Here is a 24775-nt window from a genome sequence, read left to right on the forward strand (position 1 = left end):
TTTTTTTATAGCACATAATTAGTATGCTTATTGTTTTTTCATTTGCAAACTTTCTCTAAAAATAGTTTGTATATCTCTTTGCTTATCAATATTAACAATTACTTCTTGTATAGCATTAGCAGCATCAACAAAAAACGTTTTGTTAATATTCTGATACTCATCAGTAGCTTTGTGGTAATCTTTATGATCTTCTACACCGAAATAAATAAAAGGAATGTTTTTAGCATTGAAAGCTCCTTGATCACTTTGGTTTGTCCAGTCATCGCTGCCTAATTTAGGGTCATCATGACCTAATAAAAGCTTTAAATTTGGGTTTGTGGTAACCAAAAAGGGTTTTAACTGTGGGTATTTAAAAGTACCAACTGCATATAACTCTTGTTTGTCGTTGTGGCTAATCATATCCATATTAATGTTTAGCTTAATTTTATCTAAGGCAACTGGCGGATTAGCTACAAATGCTTTAGCGCCTTGCAAACCCATTTCCTCTGCATCAAAAAGTGCGAAGATTAAGGTGTTGTTAGGTTTGTTTTTAGCAAAGTATTTGGCAAACTGTAATAATGCTGCGGCTCCAGATGCATTATCATCGGCACCGTTGTAAATTTCATTTTTAATAATACCAACATGGTCGTAATGTGCAGAAATTACAATTACATTTTCTGTTTTACCAGGTATATAAGCAATTAAGTTTTTACCTTCTACTGCAGCAGCGCCATTTCTTCCTTTAACTTCAAAAGATTGCTCATAATTACTTTTACCAGGATAAGGTTGTAACCCAAGTTCTTTTAAACGACCAGTTAAATAAGTTCTCGCCATTTCAGCACCTTTAGTGCCAGTTTTTCGGCCTTCATAAGCATCAGAAGCTAATACTTCTACATCTTTTAACAGCTGCTCACTTCCTTGTGTTGTATTTTGTGTTGTTTTAACGGTACTACAACTGAGCATAAAAGCTAACGGTATCAGGAATAATTTATTCATCGAGTGTCTTTTTTGTAATATGCAGCTAAAGGTAAATATATTGTATGATAAATTTCACATTTGCTTTTTGTAAAAAACTAATATTGATGAAACAATGTTAGTTTTAAAATCTTAATTTGGATCTTTAATTATTTAACATGGAATATAGACGTTTAGGGAAATCAGGTTTGCAGGTTAGTGCGCTTTCATTTGGTAGCTGGTTAACTTTTGGCAACCAAATAACAGATAAAGTTGCCGACCAATTAATGGGTGTTGCCTATGATGCTGGTGTTAACTTTTTCGATAATGCAGAAGGCTATGCCGAGGGCAAATCTGAAATTGTAATGGGTAAAATACTCAAAGCCCAAAAATGGGAACGAGATACTTTTGTAGTTTCAAGTAAGGTGTTTTTTGGGGCAGAGCGAAAAGGCCCAAACCAAATGGGTTTATCTCGTAAACATGTTATCGAAGCTTGTAATGCTGCTTTGCAACGTTTGCAGGTAGATTATTTAGATTTATATTTTTGCCACCGACCAGATAAAAACACACCAATTGAAGAAACTGTTTTTGCAATGAATACTTTGCTGCAACAGGGCAAAATTATGTATTGGGGAACATCTGAGTGGAGCGCATCAGAAATTATGGAAGCTATTTCTATTGCCAAGCAAAATCATTTGATTGGCCCAACAATGGAACAGCCTCAATATAATTTATTAGAACGTGAAAAATTAGAAAAAGAATACCTGCATTTGTTTAAAAATTATGGTTTGGGCACAACCATTTGGTCTCCATTGGCATCAGGTCTACTTTCGGGTAAATATACGAAAGGTGATACGAAGAATACGAGATTAGAGCTGAAAGGTATGGATTGGTTGAAGGACCGAGTTTTAGCTGAAGAGCGAATGAACAAGGTAATTGAGCTGCAAAAAATGGCAGATCAGATGAATTTACCATTGGCAAAATTAGCTTTAGCTTGGTGCTTAAAAAATCCAAATGTGAGCACCATGATTTTAGGTGCTTCTAAAGTAGATCAGTTGAAAGAGAACTTAACCGTATTAGAAGTTGTGCCATTGTTAACTGATAAAGTAATGCAAAATATTGATCAGCTAATGGGCACTAAACCAGAGTTGCCGCCGTTTTAATTGACATTTTGAAAAGCAAATAACTACACAGATTTAAGCAACACTGGCTTTTCGTTATATCTTTTTTGCGAATATTAAATTAAACTTACGAAGTGTATGAAAGCATTAGCTAGTCAACTTCGTAAGTTTAATACTCAAGGGCAAAAAAGGATGTCACTCCAATCCAGTTTATTATACAAAAGCTGTGCAACTATTTAAGTTTGCGATAGGCAAAACGCTAGTTTTAGCAACGCTAGTTCGAGCCTGTGGCTCGGACTAATTTTGTAATAAGCCTTTTAAATTTTTTGAGGTAGCTTTTTATTACTAATTTATAATTAAAATTGAGACAACTTACAAAAAGTTTATTTTTTAGATAAGAGCTGCAAGCTCGCACCAGCAAAGCAAATTTTTTGCAACTATTTAGGTTTGCAACATGCAACACTGTTATGAAAAACTGATTTTATTATACAAACCTGATAGTGAACATCACGATTTATCGGGATAAAACGGATAGCAGGGCTACATTCTCCCAAAAGTTACTTCCATTCTTTTTCAAAAAAAAACTAATTATTGATATAGACTCTTATCTCATCCCGCATCTAGTATCTCACATCTCATATCTCACAAATAAATCTCTCCCTTTAAATAAGTTACCGCTTTACCTGCCATTAAAACTCTATCTCCTTTATGTTCGCACCATAACTCGCCACGGCGTGCCGAAAGTTGTAAAGCATGCAGTTCTGTTTTGCCAAGTTTTTCGGCCCAATAGGGGATAAGATTGCAATGAGCAGAACCCGTAACCGGATCTTCGTTTATGCCAGCGGAAGGAATAAAAAATCGAGAAACAAAATCGCTGTGATCGCCTTTTGCAGTAACAATTATACCCATGATATCGAATTTTGCCAGTGCAGAAAAATCTGGTTTTAGTGCAACAATATCGGTTTCTGTTTCATAAACAAAAATATAATCTCTAGATTTTAACACCTCTATTGGTGCATTGCCACCTAATGCGTCAATCAATCCATCTGGTGCATCCGTATTTTTCGCAGGTCGTGATGGGAAATCTAACGTATATACATCGTCTTTTCTGCCAACTGTTAAGGTGCCAGCTTTTTGTGTATGAAAATGAATGGTGTCTTTTTGGTAGCCTAGTGCTGTAAACAAAATGTGTGCAGTTGCCAAAGTAGCATGACCGCATAAATCTATTTCGTATTCGGGTGTAAACCACCTTAATTCAAAATGATCTCCTTCTGGTACAAAATAAGCGGTTTCTGATAGGTTGTTCTCTACAGCAATTTTTTGCATTATAGGTGCAGGCAACCATTCTTTAAGCGGGATTATGGCAGCTGGGTTTCCGCCGTAAAGTTTATCGGTAAGGGCATCTACTTGGTAAATTGGTAATTTCATGATCGGTGATTTTTACGAATTTACAAATAGAAATATAAATAAAACGTCATTTCGAAGAAGCGTAGCAATGAGAAACCTACATGTATAAATAACTGACAAGGTTAATAACCTAACTGTGGAGTTATTTTACAGATTTCTCAATCGCGAAAGGCTCATTTCGAAATGACGGAAATATTTTAATAATAAGTAAGCCTTACTACGCCAGCTAATTTCTTAGCCAAGCGTATTACTTGACGGGTATAACCGTATTCGTTATCATACCAAGCGTACAGTACAATTGACTGATTATCGTTAGCTATAATTGTAGCAGGGCCATCAATAATTGAAGCATGACTATTGCCAATTAAATCGCTACTTACCAATTCATTAGAGATAGAGTATTCCAATTGCTCAGACAAATCTCCAAATAAGGAAGCTTTTTTTAAGATTTCTTGCACCTCTTCTTTTGTGGTGGTTTTAGCAAGCGAAAGATTTAAAATAGCTAAAGAAACATTAGGAGTAGGTACGCGTACGGCATTGCCAGTTAATTTGCCAGCTAAATGCGGAATGACTTTGGCCACAGCTTTATCTGCTCCAGTTTCAGTAATGACTAAGTTTAAAGCTGCAGAACGGCCTCTACGATATTTTTTATGGTAATTGTCTAATAAATTCTGATCGTTGGTGTAAGAATGTACAGTTTCTATGTGGCCTTTCTCAATACTAAAATTAGCATCAATAACTTTTAAAACGGGTACAATTGCATTTGTTGTGCAAGATGCGTTTGAAAAAATTGTTTCTGTTTGATAATTGAAATCTGCATCGTTAATGCCAGTTACAATATTAGGTATATCGCCTTTGGCTGGTGCGGTTAATAAAACTTTACTAATTCCTTTGGCTTGTAAATGTCTGCTTAAACCTTCGCGATCGCGGAAAACTCCGGTATTGTCAATCAATAAAGCATCATTAATTCCATATGCAGTATAATCTGCATCTTCAGGATTTTTTGCCACAATGAGGTAAATGGTTTGCCCATTAATAATCAAAGCTTTATTCTCAAAATCCTCTACAATAGTGCCATTGAATGGGCCATGAATAGAATCTGTTCTAAGCAGTTCGGCTCGCTTAATCAATTCTTCATCACTGTAAGTTCTGGTAACGATTGCTCTTAACCTTAATTGTTCGCCTTTGCCAGCTTGTACAATTAATTCTCTGGCAGCAATTCTGCCAATTCTGCCGAAACCATACAAAACAACATCTTTAGGCTTTAAACTAATTTTGTCTTTGCCAATGTGCTTACTTAGCTGACTTACCACAAAATTATGCATGCCTGAGTGCGTATTTTTTTCATCCAGCCATTCGGCTGCCAAGCGACCAATATCTATGCGAGAAGGAGCTAAACTGCATTTGGCAATAGTGGCTGCCAATTCTAGCGTTTCGTAAATGGAAATATCTTTGCCACTTACTTCTTTTGCGTATTGGTGATAAGCTAGTATTTCGCTACTGCCAACATCGAATAAAGGTTTTCGAAAGAGAACAAGTTCGATAGAACGATCGAACCATAGTTTGCCTACAACACTGATCAGCTCGAGTGCTTTTTTTTCTTTCTCAATCCAGTTCTGAAACTCTGATTGATATTTGTTTAACATACAAGAAAATTAATTTGGTTAGAATTGCTGCAAAAGTAAAAAAGATCGGGCGAGTACCCAATCTTTTTTGATTTATTTTCTTGTAAAAATCTGTGCTACAAGGTGTTTAAAACACACTAAGTAGTCGTTTTTTTTAGGATTATCCTAAGTAAGATTTTAAAATTTTACTACGTGAAGTATGACGTAAACGTTGTAAAGCTTTATCTTTAATTTGACGAACACGCTCACGAGTTAAGTTAAATTTCTCGCCAATTTCTTCTAATGAAAGTGGGTGATTTGTACTTAAACCGAAGAACAAAACAATAATTTCACGCTCACGTTCGGTTAGAGTAGACAAAGAACGTCTAATCTCTTCAGAAAGTGATTCGTTAATTAAGTTGCTATCTGTATTTGGTTCGTGGTTTTCTAATACATCTAATAACGTATTTTCTTCACCCTGAACAAATGGCGCATCCATAGATACATGGCGACCAGAGTTACTCAATGTGTCAGAAATTTTGTCAACCGTAGTTTCTAAAATATCTGCCAATTCTTCTGGAGAAGGCTCACGCTCGTATTCTTGCTCTAATTTAGAGAAAGCTTTACTGATTTTGCTTAATGAACCAACTTGGTTTAGAGGTAAACGTACAATACGACTTTGCTCTGCAATTGCCTGCAAAATTGATTGACGGATCCACCAAACAGCATATGAAATGAATTTAAAACCCTTAGTTTCATCAAAACGTTTAGCTGCCTTAATTAAACCTAAGTTACCTTCGTTAATTAAATCACCTAATGTTAAACCTTGATTTTGGTATTGCTTAGCTACAGATACAACGAAACGTAAGTTGGTTTTTGTTAAACGCTCTAAAGCGGCTTGATCACCTTCACGAATTTTACGAGCTAATATAACTTCTTCTTCAGCGGTAATTAAATCTACTTTTCCAATCTCGTGTAAGTATTTGTCTAACGATTGACTTTCGCGGTTGGTGATGGATTGGGTTATTTTGAGTTGTCTCATTTATGTGTTTTAGTCCTCTTAATAAATTTCGAAGCTGCAAAAGTATGAAAAAAAGTACAGTTTCGGTATGTAAATGGTTGAAAATGTAATGCTTTATGTCACATTTTTTAACAATTACCTAACAACAAAAACCATTCCAAATTTATTTTGTCAGTTATTTAATTTTTAGTTGATTTACACTACATATATATTTTAAATCAATAAATAAATTTTGTTTTATAATATATTTTGATTTCATTTGCATTAGAAATTATTGTTGATTTAAAGTAAAAATAAAACATCATCATGTTATGGAAAAATTACGCTCACTTAGAATTTATAAGAACTTACTAGACGTTGCATGGTACAGTATTATCATAGTATCAGCTATGTATTTTGTCGTTAATATGGTTAGGATGATTTTTTTTAAAGAGTTTCATGGGCTGAGTTTTAATGCATTTCCTTTAAAATTCGAACTATCTAATTTTGATTTAAGAACCTTTAAAAATGCTTACCTATTTTCGGAAATAGATACAGCTACTGTTTCCTTTAAATTATCAAAAATTAAGCTAGCTAAATTAGCAGATCCTTTTGTAATATGGTACATTTTAACGGGTCTGCTTAGTCTTTTGATAGCTCTTTACCAGCTTAAATTATTTAGGGAATTTATTAGCGATGTGATAAATAAGAAGATATTTACCGAATTAAATGTTAAGAGGCTAAGGTTAATTGGAATAATTGAACTATCTCTAATTCCAATTGGTGTTTTAGTTTATTTAGTGTTTACATATTTTTTTAACAATCAAACAATTGTAGACTCAAGATTGACTTTTTCACCGGATTATTTTGATTTATTACGTGAATTAAAGCCAGGACTAGAATACTTAATTTTTGCGGGTGTGTTTAGTTTTGGGTTGAAATTGAAACAAGAACAAGATTTAACGATATAAATATGAAAACAAAAAATCAGATATTGATGTTAAAGTTTGCTTATATATTAGTTCTAATTTTAGCACTAATATATGATTTTGGAGACATGCAAAGAGGTTTTAATGATGCCTCGAATGGAGTTGAACCTAAAAGTTTACATCCTGTTTCATTTATCATGCTTATAATCATACCTATTATTGGAATTGGTATTGTGCTAAAAATTTATTCCTTCATTAATTCCATTCAAAACGACAGTGTTTTCAGTTTGGTAAATATTGAAAGAATTACATGGATTGGATGGTTTTGCATTTTGCAAGCTATATTATTATATGTTTTTTATTTCTTCGAAAATGATATTAAACTAAATGCTAATTCAATTTATCAGCAAGTGGTGGGAGTGAATTTTGATTTTTGGCTGGTGATTTTTGGAATTACGATGTTGATAATCGGATTTGTATTAAGAAAAGGAATAGAATTACAAAAAGAACAAGATTTAACAATTTAAGCAGTATTTTTGCAGCAATCCTTATATGCCAATAATTATTAATCTAGATGTAATGTTAGCCAAGCGAAAGATGTCGCTAACGGAACTCAGTGAAAGGGTGGGGATTACCATGTCTAACCTTTCGATATTGAAAACAGGTAAAGCAAAGGCAGTAAGATTAGAAACTTTAGAAGCCATCTGTAGAGCTTTAGATTGTCAGCCTGGTGATATCTTAGAGTTTAGGGTATTTGCGATTTAGATGCTTTTAATGCGAAGAAACTGAGTAATAAAATAGATCTCTCCTCGCTGCGCTAAGATCGAGATGACGAGGTGCTAAATACCAAGTGTTCATGTTTATTGCCTAGCAAGTTTCTAGTGCCCACTTTTTTAAAGCCAAGCTTTTCATACAATCGTTTTGCATCTGGATTTGAAACTAACAAGCCGATTTTTTTAAAGCCAATATTTTCAGCATGATCAATTACATATTTAATTAAATCTTTGCCAATTCCTTTTCCTTGGTAGGATGGATTTACGGCCAAGGTATCGATGTAATATTCCCCAGCTTCACTTTCTACATCCATATCAAAAATGCCATGATGAAAAGTTTTGCGGATGTAATTAAAAAAAGGTTCGCGTAATTGTTCAATTGCACCTCCATTGTAAGCATTTATCGATCCTACAACTTTTTCATCCAGCTCGTAAACAAAGGTATTATTGAGGCTATATTGGTTCCCGTCTGTTAGTACAAACTTCTTCAATAGCTCAAATGCAATTAATTTATCCGCCGATGCGGCAAATTTATAAGGCAAATCGCCCATGGCCAGCATCATTAAATCTACAATTTCATCGGCATCTGCTGCGCTAGCTTTTCTAATCATTTAAAAGTGAACTTTAACGCCATAACCCATTCTAAACATTTTTAAAAACGATGAGCTAGTTCTATTTCTAAACCAACTAATGGCATACAAATCGTTTGTGTTGGCTTCTGCATAGATGCTTAAATCCTTAATTTTAGAATTTGGTTTGCTTAATAGTTTAATCTCGGTACTTGCACCTAAGTGTAAGCGCAAAGCTGATGACCAAAAATAATAACCTTTTCTATATTGAGGTGCATCAAACTGAAGATCAAAATTTTCGCCGATGGTGTATGATGGAAAAAATACCGGGTTAAATGGTTTTATGAGTATTTTATCTCCCACTGGGATATTAAAAGGTTTATAATGGAATTTAATTGCCGCCATTGTTAATTCTCCACCCAAACTTTCGGGTACGTAACCAATGTGAAAGCTTAATTCTGCTTTTTCGTTAAACAAATCGTAACCTGCTCCCAAGCTTAAAAAACCAATACTTCCGGCGTATTGAAGGTTAATATGGTCTGGCGTTATAGTATTTAGAAACTTATTTTGGGCAAAACTTATTTTACCTAAAAACAGCAGTACAAATACACTAAAAGTTAATTTCTTGAGCATCAATTTGTCCGTTAGAGATATTAATAATTGTATAAGCACGCTGGTAAATGGCATTTGTGACTATAAACGGTACTCCAGTAGTGCCAGTTTGATAAAATGTTTCCAATTTAGAGTGATTATGAGAGTGCAAAGAAGCGATCAAATTTGGAGTTTGATTGAATAGCGTTTTGTAAGGCTGGGCTAATGCTGGATCGAAATCACCTCCAAAAGGTGATACATGAGAAACTGCAACCAAATGAGTTATGCCATTGCCAAGTTTTAAATTGTCTTTTAACCAATTAATGTTAGGTGTAGAGCCATCAAAATTATATTCTCTGCTATTGGTATCGTGACAAACGAATTTTACATTGCCATAGCTAAAAGTGAAGTTAAGTTGCCCAAACATTCTTTTGTAGATATCTTTACCATTTGCCACCAAATCATGGTTGCCAATTACACTAATAAATGGAACTTTTAGTTTGGCATAAATATCGTAAATCGCATCAAACTCTGCTAAAAGACCAAAGTCTGAGATATCGCCATTTAACATTACAAAGTCGATATCGTTTCTGGCGTTTACCATTGCTACAAAATCTCTAGCGGCTGCATAACTTCTTTGGGTATCACCAGAAAATGCAATTCTAATATTTGTTGATGGCGTTTTTTGATTTAAAAGCGCAATCTGTTTTTCGTTAACATTGCTAGCTGTTTTTCTGTTAAATACCTGGTTCGGACTATATTCATCAGAATTACAGCCCATTACAAATACAAGAAATAAAAAATAAAGTAAGTTTTTCTTCATCCGTTTTACAACAGATGAAGTTTAGAAATGTTCGGTAAATTTTAAAGAATTTCTGTTAAACTAAAAGTATCTAATAATCGCACTCCTTTTTCGGTTTGCTGCACAGTACAACATTCATTAATTGGATCGTGTTCTAAGTAAAGAATGTATCCATTCGCGGCAGCTTCTTCTAAAAAGCTCTTTTTCTCTTTTAGTGTTTGTAGCGGAAACATATCATAGGCCATAACGTAAGGTAGGGGAATATGCCCAACAGATGGTAACAAATCTGCCATGTAAACAATGGTTTTGTCTTTGTATTGCAGTTGCGGCAACATCATGGCATCGCTGTGTCCGTACGCAAAGCGGATTTTAATTCCTTCATGAAAAAGAACACCATCTTGTGACGGAATAAATCTCAACTGTCCACTCTCTTGAATTGGAATAATATTTTCTTTAAGAAATGAAGCTTTTTCTCTAGCGTTTGGTTCAATTGCCCAATCCCAATGTTGCTGGTTAGTCCAGTACAAAGCATTTTTAAACGCAGGGCGAAATTTGTCGCCATATCTTTCAATAGAGCCTCCACAATGATCAAAATGTAAGTGTGTTAAAAATACGTCGGTAATGTCATCTCTGCTAAATCCAGCAGCAGCTAAAGATTGATCTAAAGTATCATCGCCGTGCAAATAATAGTGGCCTAAAAATTTTTCATCCTGTTTATTCCCAATTCCATTATCTACCAGTATCAATCTACTGCCATCTTCAATCAATAAACAACGCATGGCCCAAGTACATAAATTATTGGCATCTGCCGGATTGCTTTTTTGCCAAATAGATTTAGGCACAACGCCAAACATAGCACCGCCATCTAATTTAAATAAGCCAGTATTTATGGTGTGTAATTTCATAAAGGGGAAATGTAAGATATAAAATGGAAGATGTGTTGTAAAAATAGGTTGTTTGATAATCGATACCAAATAAAAAAAACCTGTTAACTTGGCTAACAGGTTTTTTTATCAAATTATTAAAGGATTAAGATACATCTTCCATCATACCTTTTCCATTTCACATTATTTACAAGTGTATTACCTCTCCGTAAGCATCAGCGGCAGCTTCCATAATTGCTTCGCTCATGGTTGGGTGAGGGTGTACAGCTTTAATCATTTCGTGGCCAGTTGTTTCTAATTTACGAGCTACTACAATTTCAGCAATCATTTCAGTTACGTTAGCACCAATCATGTGCGCACCTAATAATTCTCCGTATTTAGCATCGAAAATTAATTTTACGAAACCATCTTTAGCACCAGCAGCACTTGCTTTACCCGATGCAGAGAAAGGAAATTTGCCAATTTTTAGTTCGTAACCCGCTGCTTTAGCTGCTTTTTCTGTGTAACCTACAGAAGCAACTTCTGGCGAGCAATAAGTACAACCTGGGATATTGTTATAATCTAATGGCTCAACATGTTGGCCGGCGATTTTTTCTACACAAATAATACCCTCAGCAGAGGCCACGTGAGCTAAAGATTGACCGCCAACAACATCGCCTATGGCATAATAACCTTTAACAGATGTGTTGTAAAACTCATCAACAACAATTTTTCCTTTTTCAGTTTTGATACCTGTTTCTTCTAAACCTAAGTTTTCGATATTGGCTACAACACCTGCAGCAGAAAGAACAATGTCACATTCTATCGTCTGCATGCCCGATGCAGTTTTAACCTGAACTTTACAACCAGCACCACTTGTATCAACAGACTCAACACTTGCTGAAGTCATGATATCGATGCCAGTTTTCTTTAAGCTACGCAATAATTGTTTAGAAACATCTTCATCCTCTACTGGAACAATATTTTCCATAAACTCTACAATAGTAACTTTTGTACCCATCGTAGCATAGAAATAGGCAAACTCAACTCCAATAGCGCCAGAACCAACAACAACCATAGATTTTGGTTGCTCAGGTAATACCATTGCTTGGCGGTAGCCGATTACTTTTTTACCATCTTGCTTTAAGTTTGGCAATTCTCTAGAACGAGCACCAGTTGCGATCACTATATTTTTTGCTGTTAATTCTTTTTGAGAACCATCAGCTCCTTTAATATCTACTTTATTGCCTGCCTTAACTTTGGCAGTGCCCATAATTACGTCAATTTTGTTTTTCTTCATTAAAAATTGAACGCCTTTACTCATGCCTTCGGCAACACCACGACTACGTTTAACAACAGCTGCAAAATCTGCTGTAGCCTCTGGTGCGTTAATGCCATAATCTGCTGCATGATTAATATATTCGAACACTTGAGCACTTTTTAACAAAGCTTTAGTAGGAATACAGCCCCAGTTTAGGCAAATGCCACCTAAAGACTCACGCTCAATAATTGCAGTTTTTAAACCCAATTGAGAAGCTCTTATTGCAGTAACATATCCACCCGGACCGCTACCAATTACAATTAAATCGTAGTTCATATTTTATAAAAAAGAGGAAAACTTAATTAATACGGTGTCAAAATTAAAAAAAATGTTGGTTAAAATAAGTCTAAAGATTGCTAGTAACCTAGTTTTGACAAAAATAGGTTAATTAACATTTAGCTAAACAAAAATATAGGGAAAAAACAGTAAATATAAAGCTATTGATAAACTGATAGTTACACAATTTAACCTATATGTTAAGTGTTGATAAGTTTTGGGTAGAATTAATAATTATTTAACATTGGAATTGAACAACTGAATGAAATAAATATTTACCTTTGTGGCGTTATTTTAACATATTTTAACAAAACAAAAAAATAATTAAAAGAGTATGAAGAAATCTTTACTATTAAAAATTGTAGTAATTGTTCTTGCCTTTGTTGGATTTATCTCTGCAGCGAATGCACAGATCACCACAACGTCATTAACAGGTACCATTAGGGATGCAAAAGATGCGATGCCGGGTGCCAGCGTTAAAGCTACACATACGCCAACCGGAACGGTTTACAGCGTAATTACAAATGCAGATGGTCGTTACACTATTGGAAACATGCGTGTTGGTGGTCCTTACATTGTTGAAGTAAGCTTCATTGGTTACAAAACACAAAAATTCGAAAACTTAACACTTAAATTAGGTGAGCCTTTCGTATTAAATGTAACGTTAGCTGATAACAGTTCTACTTTAGCTACTGTTAATATTACAGGTACTGCTTCGAATTCTATAATGAATTCTAACAAAAGCGGAGCAAACACTGTAGTAGGTAAAGCGCAAATACAATCATTGCCAACTATTACTCGTAGTGTAAATGATGTTACCCGTTTAACACCACAAGGTGGAGGCCCAAATGGCGCTATCGGCGGCGGTAACTATCGTTCTAATAACTTTATGGTTGATGGCGCTAACTATAATAACCAATTTGGTATTGGGCAAAATATTCCTGCAAATGGTTCTCCGATTTCAATTGATGCGTTAGAGCAAATCTCTATTAATGTAACTCCTTATGATGTTCGTCAGACTGGGTTTACAGGGGCTGCAGTAAATGCAGTTACACGTTCTGGTACAAATACGTTTTTTGGTAATGCATTTTATACCATGCGTGGTGATGATCAACAAGGTAAAAAAGTTGGTGATGTTACCATCAACAACATTCAACGTTTAGACGAAAAAAACTTTGGCTTTAGCTTTGGTGGTCCGATTATTAAAGATAAATTATTCTTCTTTGTAAACACCGAATTCAAAAAAACTAAATCACCAGGTAACAATAGAATTGCTTCTACTCCGGCTTTACCTTTCACTACAACTTCTCCAAGTTTTATTGCAAGACCAACAGCTGACTTCTTAAACGGTGTTAGATCTTATTTGTTAAGTACATACAACTATGATCCAGGATCATATCAGAATTATGAGAACTTAAGTAATAATGATAAATTATTTGCTCGATTAGATTGGAATATTTCAAAAAATCATCGTTTTAGTATTCGTTACAACCAAGTAGAAAGTAAAAATCCAAGTTTTGCAAGTACATCTACTTCAGGTTCATTAGTGGGTACAACAGGCTTTGCTTATGTAAATCAAAGATCTGGTACAGCCAAAGAAGCAGGTTTACAATTCTCAAACTCAAATTATTATCAAGCACAAAACTTGTATTCAGCAACTGCTGAATTAAATTCCTCTTTTGGTAGTAAGTTCACTAATACTTTACGTGCTGCTTATTCACACCAAAATGACCCAAGAACATCTGATAGCGCTCCATTTCCAATGGTTGATATTATGGATGGTACAGGAGGTACTACCAATTTAGGTAATGTTTTAACAACCTTTGGTTATGAGGCATTTACTTATGGTAACTTAAGAGATGTTACTACTTATACTTATAGTGATGATTTAACTGCTGCTTTTGGTAAGCACAATTTGACTTTAGGTTTACAAGCAGAATTTAGTACAACTAAAAATGGTTTCCAACGTTTTGGTACTGGTTTTTATACTTTCAGATCGTGGAATGATTTTGTAACTGGAGCTAGACCAGCACAATATACAGTTACTTATCCATTAACTGCAGATGGTTCTCAAGCTTTCCCAAGCTTTAAGTTTGCTCAATATTCAGCTTATATTCAAGATGAATTTACAGTTACTGATCGTTTAAAATTAACTGCTGGTTTGAGAGTAGAAAGAGCTTCTTATCCTGGAGTTGATGAAATTAGAACGCATCCATTAGTAGCGAATTTAACTTTTGCAGACGGTCAAAAAGTAAATACTGGTACATTGCCTAAAAACAGATTAATGTATTCTCCACGTTTTGGTTTTAACTGGGATGTTAAAGGAGATCGTTCTTTACAACTTAGAGGTGGTACAGGTATTTTTACAGGTAGGGTACCATTCGTATGGTTAGTTGCTCAATCTGGTGATGCTGGTTTATTACAGTATACTCAAGCTTATTCTGGAGCAAATACTCCATTCTTCAATCCAAGCATTGCGCCAAACTTAACAAGCGCTGCTCCACCAGCTGGTTCTACAATTCCAAGTCCAATTAGTGCTATGTCACCAGATTTAAGATTCCCTCAAACATGGAAATCAAGTTTAGCTGTTGATGCAAGATTACCTTGGGGTATAGTTGGTACTTTAGAAGGTATTTACGGTAAGGATTTATATGCAGCGGTTGCTAAAAACGTAAACTTAGTTAATCCTAATGTTGTAGTTGGTGGTTATGCAGATAATCGTGCATTTTTCCCGGCCGCAAATAGAGATAAATTTATTAATCCTTTAACTACGGGTGGTTTACCGGTAGCTAATGGTGCAGCAACAGGTGCTAATGCATTTAATACAATTGTAATGAGCAATGCTAAAGGTGGTTATAACTGGATGGTTACTGCTCAATTATCGAAACAATTTAGCCAAGGTTTAGGCTTAATGGTTGCTTATACTAAATCAGACCAACGCAATTTTGGTGATGGTGCTGGAGATCAATTGTTAAACTTATGGTCTATTCCGCCAACAGCAGGTAACCCTAATGTACCAAGCTTAAGTTATTCTCAAAACTTGAATCCTGACCGTGTAATTGCATCAGTTTCATACAAAAAAGAATACTTCCAGAACTTAGCTACTTCATTCTCACTTTTCTATGAAGGTTCTCAGCAAGGTAGGTTCTCATATGTATATTCAGGTGATTTTAACCGTGATGGTCAATCAGGAAATGATTTATTATACGTACCAAGAGATCCTTCAGAAATTACTTTCAGCGGTAACGTAGTTATCGGTAGCGGTGCTTCTGCAGTTACTTATACTCCTCAACAACAAAGTGATTTATTCTTCGCCTACATCGAGCAAGATAAATATTTGAAAACTCGTAAAGGTCAATATGCAGAGCGTAATGGAGCAACTTCTCCATGGAGAAATCAAGTTGATTTCAGATTAACTCAAGAAGTTTTCAAAAATTTTGGAGGATCTAAAAATTCTGTACAATTCTCATTAGATATCTTCAATTTTGGTAATTTGTTAAATAAAAATTGGGGTGAATTGAATTTTGTGAACAACTCACAAATTTTAGTTCCTCAAAACGTTTCAGCAATTAATGCTACAACAAAACCAACTTTCAGATTAGCACAGGCTAATGGAGATGTTGTAAGAGAAACTTTTGGTGTTAACCAAACTATATCTTCTACATACTATATGCAGTTTGGTATTCGTTACAACTTTAACTAATACCTAATTAATAACTAAACCCGCTAGCTTTTGTTAGCGGGTTTTTTTGTACCTGTTATTTTACGTTTGATTAACCAATATTATTCGTAAATTCAATTATCCTTTATAAAACAAAACCATGGATCAGAAAATTATTAACCTTTACGATTCCTATACACATAGCCAAATTAACAGAAAAAGCTTCATGAAAAAGTTGGCTGTTTTAACTGGAAGCACTGCTTTAGCGCTAACCGTTTTGCCAATGTTAGAAAGCAATTATGCAGCTGCCGCAACAGTTAGCGATGCCGAAGTTGATAGTGAAATGATTACATATGCTGGTGTTGATGGTGAAGTAAAAGCTTTGTTAGCCATGCCAAAAGGTAATAAAAAGAAGTTGGGTACTGTGGTAGTAATTCATGAAAATAGAGGTCTAACGCCTCATATTAAAGATGTAACTAAAAGAGTTGCTTTAGCTGGCTATGTTGCTTTAGGTATCGATGCACTATCTCCTTTTGGTGGTACACCAGAGGATGAGGCTAAAGGAAGAGAGTTGATTAGTAAACTTGATGCCGATAAAAATTTACAAAACTATTTAAAAGGGCTTGAGTTTTTAAGAAATCATAAAAATGGTAATGGTAAAACTGCTGTTGTAGGTTTTTGTTGGGGAGGTAGTATGGCTAATAAATTGGCAGTTGCTGATCCTAAATTAAATGCGGCTGTAGCGTATTATGGTGCCCAGGCAAAAGTAGAAGATGTGCCAAAAATTAAAGCTAGCTTAATGTTGCATTATGGTCAATTAGATGAACGCATTAATGCAGGTATCCCAGTTTATGAAGCTGCATTAAAGGATAATAAAAAAGATTACAAAATATTTATTTATGATGGTGTGAACCATGCATTTAATAATGACACATCGCCAACTAGGTATAATGAAGCAGCTGCTAAATTAGCTTGGCAAAGAACTTTAGATTTGTTTAAGGAAAAAATAGGATAATAAATATAATTAGTAATTGATGAAAAAATTTACATTTTTAATAGTTGGTGCGTTGATGTTGTTTATGGTTTCTTGTGAGAAGGAGCTTGATATTTTAGTAGAACAAACCTATATACAAAAAGGAACTGTAGGTAGTAACTTAGGGTATGGTGGCATGTACTTAAAGCTTATGCCTGATGGTAAAGCAGACTTTTTATTTGCAGGTGATATTATGGAAAGAGGAACCTACACAGTGAAAGGCAAGAAAATTACATTGAAGGTAGCAAACGGAACTCATGTATTTAGGATCATGTCAGACCAAATCATAGTATATAACGGAGAAGATCCTGTAGTTTTAGAATTAAGATAAGATGCTATCACTACATCTGCAATGGTTCTAAATAATTTATAGTAAGTGGTGGTAGCAAAAAAGAAAGGCTTTTTGCAAAATGTAAAAAGCCTTTCTTTTTAAATTGTGATCTCTTAGTTATAAACAAACTCCCCAAATTCGCTGTTAATAGTAACTTGTTTTTGGCTTCCAGTTTCTACTCTGCCAATTATCTGTGCATCTATATTGAAACTTTTTGAAATCGCAATAATGTCATTGGCAATTTCAGCTGGCACATAAATTTCCATTCTATGGCCCATGTTAAACACTTTATACATCTCTTTCCAATCGGTTCCAGATTGCTCTTGTATTAATTTAAATAAAGGCGGAACAGGGAAAAGGTTGTCTTTTATAACGTGAATATCATCATTGATGAAATGTAAAACTTTAGTTTGTGCCCCACCGCTGCAATGTACCAAGCCGTGTATTTGACTTCTATACTTATCTAAAACTTTTTTAATTACTGGAGCATATGTACGCGTAGGAGAAAGCACTAACTTACCCGCTGTCACATTGAGCGTAGTCGAAATGTCAACTTTATCTGTTAATTTTTTACCGCCAGAAAATACCAAATCAAATGGAACAGCTGGATCAAAACTTTCCGGATAATTCTTTGCGACTGATTTTTCGAAAACATCATGACGGGCAGAAGTCAATCCATTTGAGCCCATTCCGCCGTTGTATTCGCTTTCGTAAGTTGCTTGTCCGTAAGATGCTAAACCAACAATCACATCACCATTTTGTATGGTATGGTTGCTAATTACTTCATCTCTTTTCATGCGACAAGTAACTGTAGAATCTACAATAATTGTTCTTACCAAGTCGCCAACATCGGCTGTTTCACCGCCAGTGCTATAAATTGAAATTCCAAGTTCACGTAACTCAGCTAAAATTTCTTCTGTACCATTAATTATTGCAGCAATAACTTCACCTGGTATTAGGTTTTTGTTACGACCAATGGTTGATGACAACAAAATGTTATCGGTAGCGCCAACACAAATTAAATCATCTAAATTCATGATGATGGCATCTTGAGCAATACCTTTCCATACAGAAATATCTCCAGTTTCCTTCCAGTAGGTGTAGGCTAGTGAAGATTTTGTACCAGCGCCATCGGCATGCATAATGTTGCAGTAATTTTCATCAGCACCTAAAATATCTGGAATGATTTTGCAAAATGCCTGAGGAAAGATGCCTTTGTCAATATTTTTGATTGCAGCATGCACATCTTCTTTTGATGCAGAAACGCCACGTTGGTTGTACCTGTTATCGCTCATAATTGCTGCAAAGATAAGTTTTTAAGCTGAAACACTAAAGCTGAAAGACCAAAGAATAAAGGTGTATTTTGGATTTTGCCATTATGTTTTTGAAAAGCAGTGACAGTAACATTTTTTATTGTTACTCGGGCTTTACATTTCAAGTCCTCGGCTCGTTCCTCACCTGTGGGCTTTTCATTTCAATCCCGTTTATGAAACTTGGGTTTGTGCGGCTACACCTAAAATTAAGAAGTCTAATTGTGCATATTAACAGAGACTTCGTAAGTTTTTATTGAACGGATTTGTGCACCATTTAACCAAACATAGTAGCATAGGTTTTGCATTTTAAACATTCAGCCACGGCTAACATTTATAGCAGCGATATACTTTTACCAAAGTCACCATTAGGAGATTTAGGGTAAAAGATTTAGCGGAAAGAAGGAGTGGCTTTAATTTTTGATTGTTAATGCTTTTCTAATAATTGTTTGAGATGCTTCGCTGCGCTCTGGATGACAAAACCGATTTTGGTAGTTAATTAGGTTTTTTTAGGCGCCTAGCAACCAAGCATAGTAGCATAGGTTTTGTTTCATAAACCTTATTGCAGCGGTATCCTTTTACCAAAGTCCCCTTTAGGGGATTTAGGGGTAAAAGATTTAGCGGAAAGAAGGACTGACTTTAATTTTTGATTGTTATTGCTTTTCCAAAAGTGTATAGAGCAGCGTCTGTTTGCATTACGATACCCAATCAAGTTGGGTATGACGGGTTGTGATCAATAAAAAAAGGCGTTTCGAAATTTCGAAACGCCTTAACCTTAAGGAAAAATAATCTATTTTAAAAATAGTAATTCGCGGAATTTCGGTAAAGGCCAAACGCTGTCATCAACAATTTGCTCTAATTTATCAACGTGGTAACGGATGGTATCAAAGTAAACTTTAACATTCTCGTCATAACCAATTGCTTTATCGCGACTGTCTTCGATAGAATTTGTTTTTTTACGCTCTTCTAGCATCGCATCGATATTAGTTTTAACAATACCAATATGCTCAGAAAGTGTATTAATGATAGCTAAAGGAGTTGCAATAGCTTCTTTGCTTAAGCCTAGTTCTTTTAAACCTTTAGCATTTTCTATCAATGTGTTTTGATAAGCAATTGCAGCTGGTAAAATTTGACTATTGGTAACATCACCCATTACACGAGCTTCGATTTGAAGTTTTCTGAAGAAACTTTCTAATAAAATTTCGTGACGAGCATGTAATTCGCGTTTGCTAAAAATGTTTGTTTTTGTAAACAACTCAGTAGTTTTATCGCTTACGTAAGCATCTAGCGCTTTAGGAGTAGTTTTGATGTTTGATAAACCACGTTTTGCAGCTTCATCTGCCCACTCTTGGCTATAGCCATTTCCTTCGAAACGGATATCTTTAGATTCTTTAATGTAACGTTTAATTACAGTTAATAAAGCCACATCTTTTTTGTCGCCTTTTTTAATCAATTTATCTACATCAACCTTAAATTTAGTTAACTGATCTGCAACAATTGCATTTAAAACTGTCATTGGAGCAGAAGAGTTAGCTGTAGAACCTACCGCTCTCAACTCAAATTTATTACCTGTGAATGCAAAAGGAGAGGTACGGTTACGATCTGTATTGTCTAAAATAATTTGTGGAATTTTAGGAATGCCTAACCAAAGACCGTTATCTTCTTTAATTTTTTTACTGATACGTGAATGCTCAATTTCATCTAAAATCTCGTCTAATTGCTGACCTAAGAAAATAGAAATAATTGCTGGAGGAGCTTCGTTAGCACCTAAACGGTGATCGTTACTTACAGAAGTGATACTTGCTCTTAACAAATCTGCATGCTCATGAACGGCTTTAATTGTGTTTACAAAAAACGCTAAGAACATTAAGTTGTTTTTAGGTGTTTTGCCAGGAGCTAATAAATTTTTACCAGTATCAGTAATTAAACTCCAGTTATTGTGTTTACCCGAACCATTAATACCTGCGTAAGGTTTTTCGTGTAATAGTACTTTAAAGTTATGGCGACGAGCAACTTTTTCCATCAAATCCATCAATAATTGATTGTGATCGATAGCTAAGTTAATTTCTTCGTAAATAGGAGCACACTCAAATTGAGATGGAGCAACCTCGTTGTGACGAGTTTTTAAAGGGATTCCTAATTTTAAAGCTTCGTTTTCGAAATCTACCATGTAAGCGAAAACACGCTCAGGAATAGAACCAAAATAATGATCTTCTAATTGTTGGCCTTTAGCAGACATATGTCCGAATAAAGTTCGGCCTGTCATTACTAAATCTGGACGAGCGTTAAACAAAGCAAGATCTACCAAGAAATATTCTTGCTCGATACCTAATGATGCGTTTACTTTGCTAATGCTTTTATCGAAATATTGACAAACATCAACAGCAGCCTTATCCATTGCAGCTAATGCTTTTAATAATGGAGCTTTATAATCTAAAGATTCGCCAGTGTAAGATATAAATACAGTAGGGATACAAAGTGTCTTACCAGCTTTGCTTTCCATAATAAATGCCGGAGATGAAGGATCCCAAGCGGTATAACCACGAGCTTCGAAAGTATTACGAATACCTCCGTTAGGAAAACTTGATGCATCTGGCTCTTGTTGAACTAATGCGCTACCAGCAAATTTTTCAATTGCTCCATCGCCACTTGGCTCAAAAAATGAGTCATGTTTTTCTGCTGTAGAACCAGTTAATGGCTGAAACCAATGGGTATAGTGCGTAGCACCTTTGCTCATTGCCCAAGTTTTCATTGCAGAGGCAATCTGATTTGCATCTTCTTGATTAATTAATTCTCCTTGACCGATAGTTGACATCAGTTTTTCAAACACTTCTTTTGATAAGAAGTCTCTCATTTTTTTCTTATCAAAAACGTTTGAACCGAAAAATTCAGAAATTTTAGTAGAAGGTGCTTTAACATCAGGAGAAATTCTGTTTTGCGCCTCTTTTAGAGCAATTGTTCTTAGACTTTTCATTAGTTTATGGTTGTTAAAATATCTGTTGTGTATCTATATTAAACTTGAAGTAGTAATTTTAAACATAAAAAAGCTTTAATTCTGCTTATTTTATTAAAATTTAGTCAAAAATATGATTTATTTTCTGCTTTTCATGAAAATGTTATGGTAAATGTTGAAAAAAAAGAAAATTTCATTGAATTGTTAGTAATTTTTGATAAAACTGAAATTTATCTAAATCTTGAATGTTCAATTTTCCTCAAGATTACAATTTTCTATCAAAGTCGTAGGGTTATTATTTTATCAAAATTAAAGATTATTTATACTTACAATATTTTTAAATATATGTAAATCAGTTAGATATAATATTTTAGGTTTTATGTTATGGAATAACTTATTAACTAACATCATAGTTAAAAAAAACCTAAAACTATGTTTAAAAATTCATCAAATTTATATGGGGGCGAGTGGCTTGCTCTTGTATTTACTAACAGAAACAAAAACTATGGAGCTTATGTGTTAAGAAAAGAGTCGTCAAATATTATGGTGAAAGCCTTATTAATTGTAGTGCCCATATTTTTATTATTGTTTATCGGACCAATGTTGTATGCTCAACTAAAACCACAGCCCGATAAAATAGTTGATGTGGAAATTAAAACTAGGGATGCAGATGTAATACATGAAATGCAACCAGAAAAGCCAAAAGAAAAAGAGGTTAAAAAGGAATTGCCTAAAGCAGAGCCTGTAATAGAAAAGGTAAAACAAGTAAATTTAACTGCAAATATTGTAGTAGTTGATAAGTTAGATATAGCAGAACCACCAACATCAAAAGATTTAGAAAATGCGATTGTTGGCAGTATTACCACCGATGGTGTAGAAGGTAAGGGGAATGCTAAGGCTGTTGGCAACAATGAAGGAGGAAATGGAGAAGGAACTGCTGTAGAAGGCGGTAACGATGTTTTAGACATTACTGGTATAGAAGAGTTTCCTGAATTTCCTGGAGGGATGGCAGCTTGGTCTAAATTTATACAGAAAAATTTGCGTTATCCTTATATGGCACAAGAAGCTGGTATACAAGGAAAAGTTTTTGTAAGTTTTGTTATAGAAAAAGATGGTTCAGTTTCTGATGTTGCTGTAGTAAGAGGAATTGGCGCAGGTTGTGATGAAGAAGCATTAAGAGTAATTAAAAAATCGCCAAAATGGAAACCAGGCAGACAGAATAAAAGAGAGGTTAGGGTGCGTTATCATATTCCCATCAATTATACAATCAGTCAGTAGATAAATATAAATTAGGTAAAAAAGCGATTAACTAAGGTTAATCGCTTTTTTTATCTGAGGGATTATTCATCCAATTTGAATACCACATTTGAAATTGCAATAACAACCAAACTTTTTGAGCATTGTGCGAACTGCCGTTTATGTTAAAGGAATTAATAATTTTTTTTACTTCCTTAGGATTAAGGAAACCATGCTCAGTTAATTTAGTTGGAGATAAGTAATATTTTACTAATGGCTTAAATGATGTTTTAAGCCAGGATGCTAATGGAATTACAAAACCTTTTTTAGGATTATTTATATAGTGTTTTGGAATATATTTATTTGTAATTTTTTTGAGCAAGTATTTCTGTTCTGCATCTTTAAGAAATAATTGATGATCTAACGTATATAAATAGTCTATTAACTCTGTTTTTAAAAGCGCATCTCTATTCTCGATACCAAAATATCTGAAGCATTTATCATTTTTGGAAATTATGCTATCGGGTAAATAATTATGAAGATCATGAACCAATAATTCTTTCACCGTTTCTACTCTTGTGTTGTCCTCTTCCTTAAAATCAACATCAAGTAATGCCTTTAGCTCCTTTTTAGTAAAGCATGCATTCATTGCCAAGTACTTTTCTATTAAGGTTTCAGAATCAATAACCTCTTTCATTTTTGAAGATGAAATTCCGTAAAAGCCTAACATAAATTTTTTAATGAGACTAGGAATAGACGTTTGGAGCAAATGATCTATTTTAAAGGTTTTTGCATAAGCCCTATAACCGCCAAACATTTCGTCGCCGCCTTCAGAACCTAAAAAAACTTTCACTTCATCTTTTAATTCGTTTGCTATAAAGGCCACAGGTATAGCGCTGCTATCACCAACTGGTTCATCAAAAATGTCATTTAAGTTTTTAACAATTTTTAAGGCTTTTTCTTTGTCTAAATATAATTCTTTGTGATTTGTTTTTAAATGCAAAGCAATTTGTTTGGCCTTTGGTGCCTCATCAAGCTTACTATTTTTAAAACCTACAGTAAATGTCTTAATTCTTTTAGATTGATTTTGCTGTAAAATTGCCGCCACAGTAGAACTATCATACCCACTACCTAACAAAACGCCAACGGGAGCATTTGCTATATTTCTACTTAAAATAGATTCGGTTAAAATTTCTTCAATTTTATCTATTACCTTTTCTTCAGTTTCTGTATTTTGGGATACCGATTCTAATTTAAGTTTCGTTATCGGATAATCGTAATTATTGCCACTATGTATATCTATAGTAGTTAAATTGCCTTTTCGAAACTGAAAAATATTTTCATAGATAGTTTCATTTCCTTTAAAGTAACCATACCTAAAATAAGTTGCCATTGCCTTTTTATTCACTTGCTTTTTAACAAACGAATACTTTAACAATGCCCTAATTTCTGATGCAAATGCATAAAAACCTTTGTCTTTAAAAAAATAAAGTGGTTTAGCACCTATGTCATCTCTTGCAATCAATAAAATACTAAGGTTTTTGTCTAATAATGCAAATGAATAAGAGCCATCAAACATTTCAAATGATTTGTTACCCCATTTTTTATAGCATTCTAAAACAACTTCAGTATCTGATAGTGTAGAGAATATCACACCATATTTAATTAGTGTTTCTCTTAATTCGAGATAATTAAAAATTGTTCCATTAATGGTGATGCTATATTTACCACAGCTCGATGTAAATGGCTGAGCGGCTTGAGGACTTAAGTCAATGGTTGATAATCTTCCGTTTGCTAATCCTAAAGTATAATGTGTTTGCTTGTCAAAAATAACCCCAATTCCATTTTCATTTTGGGTTCCTATTGTTTCAGATGAATTTTTGAAATCGGTTTCGCTTATGCGGTTATTATGATCAATAAAACCGTTTATTCCACACATGTAGTTAATATTGGATGATCTGAATTTGGTTTGATATGATACGAGTTATAACCTTATAAGTAGATTATGTCGTATGTTCAAACATACAAATTTTTTCTTCAAATATAGTTTCTTACATTAGTT

Annotated in this window: 20 protein-coding genes; 8 read left to right on the plus strand and 12 right to left on the minus strand. The window is 34.4% G+C overall.

The window, feature by feature from the left end; all coding sequences use genetic code 11:
• Positions 1 to 27 precede the first annotated feature (27 nt).
• Positions 28 to 975: a M28 family peptidase gene (locus AC07XU_RS16500; RefSeq protein WP_494944736.1), complete on the minus strand. Its 948-nt coding sequence runs from the start codon at positions 973 to 975 to the stop codon at positions 28 to 30.
• Between the two features lie 137 nt (positions 976 to 1112).
• On the opposite strand from AC07XU_RS16500, the gene AC07XU_RS16505 reads away from it, so the two are divergent.
• Positions 1113 to 2096: a potassium channel beta subunit family protein gene (locus AC07XU_RS16505; protein WP_494944737.1), complete on the plus strand. Its 984-nt coding sequence runs from the start codon at positions 1113 to 1115 to the stop codon at positions 2094 to 2096.
• Between the two features lie 600 nt (positions 2097 to 2696).
• Here AC07XU_RS16505 and AC07XU_RS16510 read toward each other — a convergent pair.
• The 3 genes from AC07XU_RS16510 to AC07XU_RS16520 form a co-directional block, all read right to left on the minus strand.
• The gene (locus AC07XU_RS16510) at positions 2697 to 3482 is read right to left on the minus strand and encodes a PhzF family phenazine biosynthesis protein (protein ID WP_494944738.1); all 786 of its coding nucleotides are present in this window, start codon (positions 3480 to 3482) and stop codon (positions 2697 to 2699) included.
• A gap of 176 nt (positions 3483 to 3658) precedes the next feature.
• Positions 3659 to 5107, minus strand: coding sequence for a glyceraldehyde-3-phosphate dehydrogenase (locus AC07XU_RS16515; RefSeq protein WP_494944739.1), 1449 nt, complete (start codon positions 5105 to 5107; stop codon positions 3659 to 3661).
• 139 nt (positions 5108 to 5246) lie between these two features.
• Positions 5247 to 6107 carry a sigma-70 family RNA polymerase sigma factor gene (locus AC07XU_RS16520; RefSeq protein WP_136842759.1) on the minus strand — a complete coding sequence of 287 codons (861 nt, stop codon included), beginning with the start codon at positions 6105 to 6107 and terminating at the stop codon, positions 5247 to 5249.
• 290 nt (positions 6108 to 6397) lie between these two features.
• On the opposite strand from AC07XU_RS16520, the gene AC07XU_RS16525 reads away from it, so the two are divergent.
• Genes AC07XU_RS16525 through AC07XU_RS16535 form a run of 3 tightly spaced genes read left to right on the plus strand, consistent with a single transcriptional unit; the run spans position 6398 to position 7759 of the window.
• Positions 6398 to 7036, plus strand: a complete 639-nt coding sequence (locus tag AC07XU_RS16525; RefSeq protein ID WP_494944740.1) for a DUF2975 domain-containing protein — start codon at positions 6398 to 6400, stop codon at positions 7034 to 7036.
• Positions 7037 to 7038: 2 nt separating this feature from the next.
• The gene (locus AC07XU_RS16530) at positions 7039 to 7521 is read left to right on the plus strand and encodes a DUF2975 domain-containing protein (protein ID WP_494944741.1); all 483 of its coding nucleotides are present in this window, start codon (positions 7039 to 7041) and stop codon (positions 7519 to 7521) included.
• Between the two features lie 25 nt (positions 7522 to 7546).
• Positions 7547 to 7759: a helix-turn-helix domain-containing protein gene (locus AC07XU_RS16535; RefSeq protein ID WP_494944742.1), complete on the plus strand. Its 213-nt coding sequence runs from the start codon at positions 7547 to 7549 to the stop codon at positions 7757 to 7759.
• Between the two features lie 52 nt (positions 7760 to 7811).
• On the opposite strand, the gene AC07XU_RS16540 is transcribed toward AC07XU_RS16535, so the two are convergent.
• The 5 genes from AC07XU_RS16540 to lpdA all read right to left on the minus strand — a co-directional run bounded on the left by AC07XU_RS16540 (position 7812) and on the right by lpdA (position 12189).
• Positions 7812 to 8378: a GNAT family N-acetyltransferase gene (locus tag AC07XU_RS16540; RefSeq protein WP_494944743.1), complete on the minus strand. Its 567-nt coding sequence runs from the start codon at positions 8376 to 8378 to the stop codon at positions 7812 to 7814.
• On the minus strand, positions 8379 to 8969 hold the full coding sequence (locus tag AC07XU_RS16545) for a hypothetical protein (protein ID WP_494944744.1): 591 nt from the start codon (positions 8967 to 8969) through the stop codon (positions 8379 to 8381).
• Positions 8947 to 9750 (minus strand): metallophosphoesterase family protein, encoded by an 804-nt coding sequence (locus tag AC07XU_RS16550; protein WP_494944745.1) that lies wholly within the window; start codon positions 9748 to 9750, stop codon positions 8947 to 8949. The genes AC07XU_RS16545 and AC07XU_RS16550 overlap by 23 nt, the downstream gene beginning before the upstream one ends.
• Positions 9751 to 9791: 41 nt before the next feature.
• Entirely contained in the window at positions 9792 to 10634 is an 843-nt protein-coding gene (locus tag AC07XU_RS16555; RefSeq protein ID WP_494944746.1) for an MBL fold metallo-hydrolase, read from the minus strand.
• A gap of 166 nt (positions 10635 to 10800) precedes the next feature.
• Positions 10801 to 12189 (minus strand): dihydrolipoyl dehydrogenase, encoded by a 1389-nt coding sequence (gene lpdA, locus AC07XU_RS16560; protein ID WP_494944747.1) that lies wholly within the window; start codon positions 12187 to 12189, stop codon positions 10801 to 10803.
• Between the two features lie 334 nt (positions 12190 to 12523).
• Between lpdA and AC07XU_RS16565 the strand changes: the two genes are divergently transcribed.
• The 3 genes from AC07XU_RS16565 (at position 12524) to AC07XU_RS16575 (ending at position 17214) form a co-directional block, all read left to right on the plus strand.
• A complete protein-coding gene (locus tag AC07XU_RS16565) occupies positions 12524 to 15892 on the plus strand; it encodes a TonB-dependent receptor (RefSeq protein ID WP_494944748.1) in 3369 nt (1122 codons plus the stop codon).
• Positions 15893 to 16010: 118 nt separating this feature from the next.
• Entirely contained in the window at positions 16011 to 16865 is an 855-nt protein-coding gene (locus AC07XU_RS16570; RefSeq protein WP_494944749.1) for a dienelactone hydrolase family protein, read from the plus strand.
• 19 nt (positions 16866 to 16884) lie between these two features.
• Positions 16885 to 17214: a hypothetical protein gene (locus AC07XU_RS16575; protein WP_494944750.1), complete on the plus strand. Its 330-nt coding sequence runs from the start codon at positions 16885 to 16887 to the stop codon at positions 17212 to 17214.
• 113 nt (positions 17215 to 17327) lie between these two features.
• Here AC07XU_RS16575 and AC07XU_RS16580 read toward each other — a convergent pair whose 3' ends face one another.
• Entirely contained in the window at positions 17328 to 18509 is a 1182-nt protein-coding gene (locus AC07XU_RS16580; RefSeq protein ID WP_494944751.1) for an AIR synthase related protein, read from the minus strand.
• Positions 18510 to 19314: 805 nt separating this feature from the next.
• A complete protein-coding gene (locus tag AC07XU_RS16585) occupies positions 19315 to 21498 on the minus strand; it encodes a glutamine synthetase III family protein (RefSeq protein WP_494944752.1) in 2184 nt (727 codons plus the stop codon).
• Positions 21499 to 21909: 411 nt separating this feature from the next.
• Here AC07XU_RS16585 and AC07XU_RS16590 point away from each other — a divergent pair, with 411 nt between their 5' ends.
• A complete protein-coding gene (locus AC07XU_RS16590; RefSeq protein ID WP_494944753.1) occupies positions 21910 to 22755 on the plus strand; it encodes an energy transducer TonB in 846 nt (281 codons plus the stop codon).
• A gap of 37 nt (positions 22756 to 22792) precedes the next feature.
• Here the strand turns inward: AC07XU_RS16590 and asnB are convergent, their stop codons facing one another.
• Positions 22793 to 24652 (minus strand): asparagine synthase (glutamine-hydrolyzing), encoded by a 1860-nt coding sequence (gene asnB / locus AC07XU_RS16595; protein ID WP_494944754.1) that lies wholly within the window; start codon positions 24650 to 24652, stop codon positions 22793 to 22795.
• Between the last annotated feature and the right edge of the window lie 123 nt (positions 24653 to 24775).

It is taken from the genome of Pedobacter sp. GW456-11-11-14-TSB4, assembly GCF_059424425.1.

Excerpts from the sequence above, each read along its gene's own strand:
- AC07XU_RS16500 (WP_494944736.1), bottom strand. The coding sequence starts at position 975 with ATGAATAAATTATTCCTGATACCGTTAGCTTTTATGCTCAGTTGTAGT.
- AC07XU_RS16505 (WP_494944737.1), top strand. The coding sequence starts at position 1,113 with ATGGAATATAGACGTTTAGGGAAATCAGGTTTGCAGGTTAGTGCGCTT.
- AC07XU_RS16510 (WP_494944738.1), bottom strand. The coding sequence starts at position 3,482 with ATGAAATTACCAATTTACCAAGTAGATGCCCTTACCGATAAACTTTAC.
- AC07XU_RS16515 (WP_494944739.1), bottom strand. The coding sequence starts at position 5,107 with ATGTTAAACAAATATCAATCAGAGTTTCAGAACTGGATTGAGAAAGAA.
- AC07XU_RS16520 (WP_136842759.1), bottom strand. The coding sequence starts at position 6,107 with ATGAGACAACTCAAAATAACCCAATCCATCACCAACCGCGAAAGTCAA.
- AC07XU_RS16525 (WP_494944740.1), top strand. The coding sequence starts at position 6,398 with ATGGAAAAATTACGCTCACTTAGAATTTATAAGAACTTACTAGACGTT.
- AC07XU_RS16530 (WP_494944741.1), top strand. The coding sequence starts at position 7,039 with ATGAAAACAAAAAATCAGATATTGATGTTAAAGTTTGCTTATATATTA.
- AC07XU_RS16535 (WP_494944742.1), top strand. The coding sequence starts at position 7,547 with ATGCCAATAATTATTAATCTAGATGTAATGTTAGCCAAGCGAAAGATG.
- AC07XU_RS16540 (WP_494944743.1), bottom strand. The coding sequence starts at position 8,378 with ATGATTAGAAAAGCTAGCGCAGCAGATGCCGATGAAATTGTAGATTTA.
- AC07XU_RS16545 (WP_494944744.1), bottom strand. The coding sequence starts at position 8,969 with ATGCTCAAGAAATTAACTTTTAGTGTATTTGTACTGCTGTTTTTAGGT.
- AC07XU_RS16550 (WP_494944745.1), bottom strand. The coding sequence starts at position 9,750 with ATGAAGAAAAACTTACTTTATTTTTTATTTCTTGTATTTGTAATGGGC.
- AC07XU_RS16555 (WP_494944746.1), bottom strand. The coding sequence starts at position 10,634 with ATGAAATTACACACCATAAATACTGGCTTATTTAAATTAGATGGCGGT.
- lpdA (WP_494944747.1), bottom strand. The coding sequence starts at position 12,189 with ATGAACTACGATTTAATTGTAATTGGTAGCGGTCCGGGTGGATATGTT.
- AC07XU_RS16565 (WP_494944748.1), top strand. The coding sequence starts at position 12,524 with ATGAAGAAATCTTTACTATTAAAAATTGTAGTAATTGTTCTTGCCTTT.
- AC07XU_RS16570 (WP_494944749.1), top strand. The coding sequence starts at position 16,011 with ATGGATCAGAAAATTATTAACCTTTACGATTCCTATACACATAGCCAA.
- AC07XU_RS16575 (WP_494944750.1), top strand. The coding sequence starts at position 16,885 with ATGAAAAAATTTACATTTTTAATAGTTGGTGCGTTGATGTTGTTTATG.
- AC07XU_RS16580 (WP_494944751.1), bottom strand. The coding sequence starts at position 18,509 with ATGAGCGATAACAGGTACAACCAACGTGGCGTTTCTGCATCAAAAGAA.
- AC07XU_RS16585 (WP_494944752.1), bottom strand. The coding sequence starts at position 21,498 with ATGAAAAGTCTAAGAACAATTGCTCTAAAAGAGGCGCAAAACAGAATT.
- AC07XU_RS16590 (WP_494944753.1), top strand. The coding sequence starts at position 21,910 with ATGTTTAAAAATTCATCAAATTTATATGGGGGCGAGTGGCTTGCTCTT.
- asnB (WP_494944754.1), bottom strand. The coding sequence starts at position 24,652 with ATGTGTGGAATAAACGGTTTTATTGATCATAATAACCGCATAAGCGAA.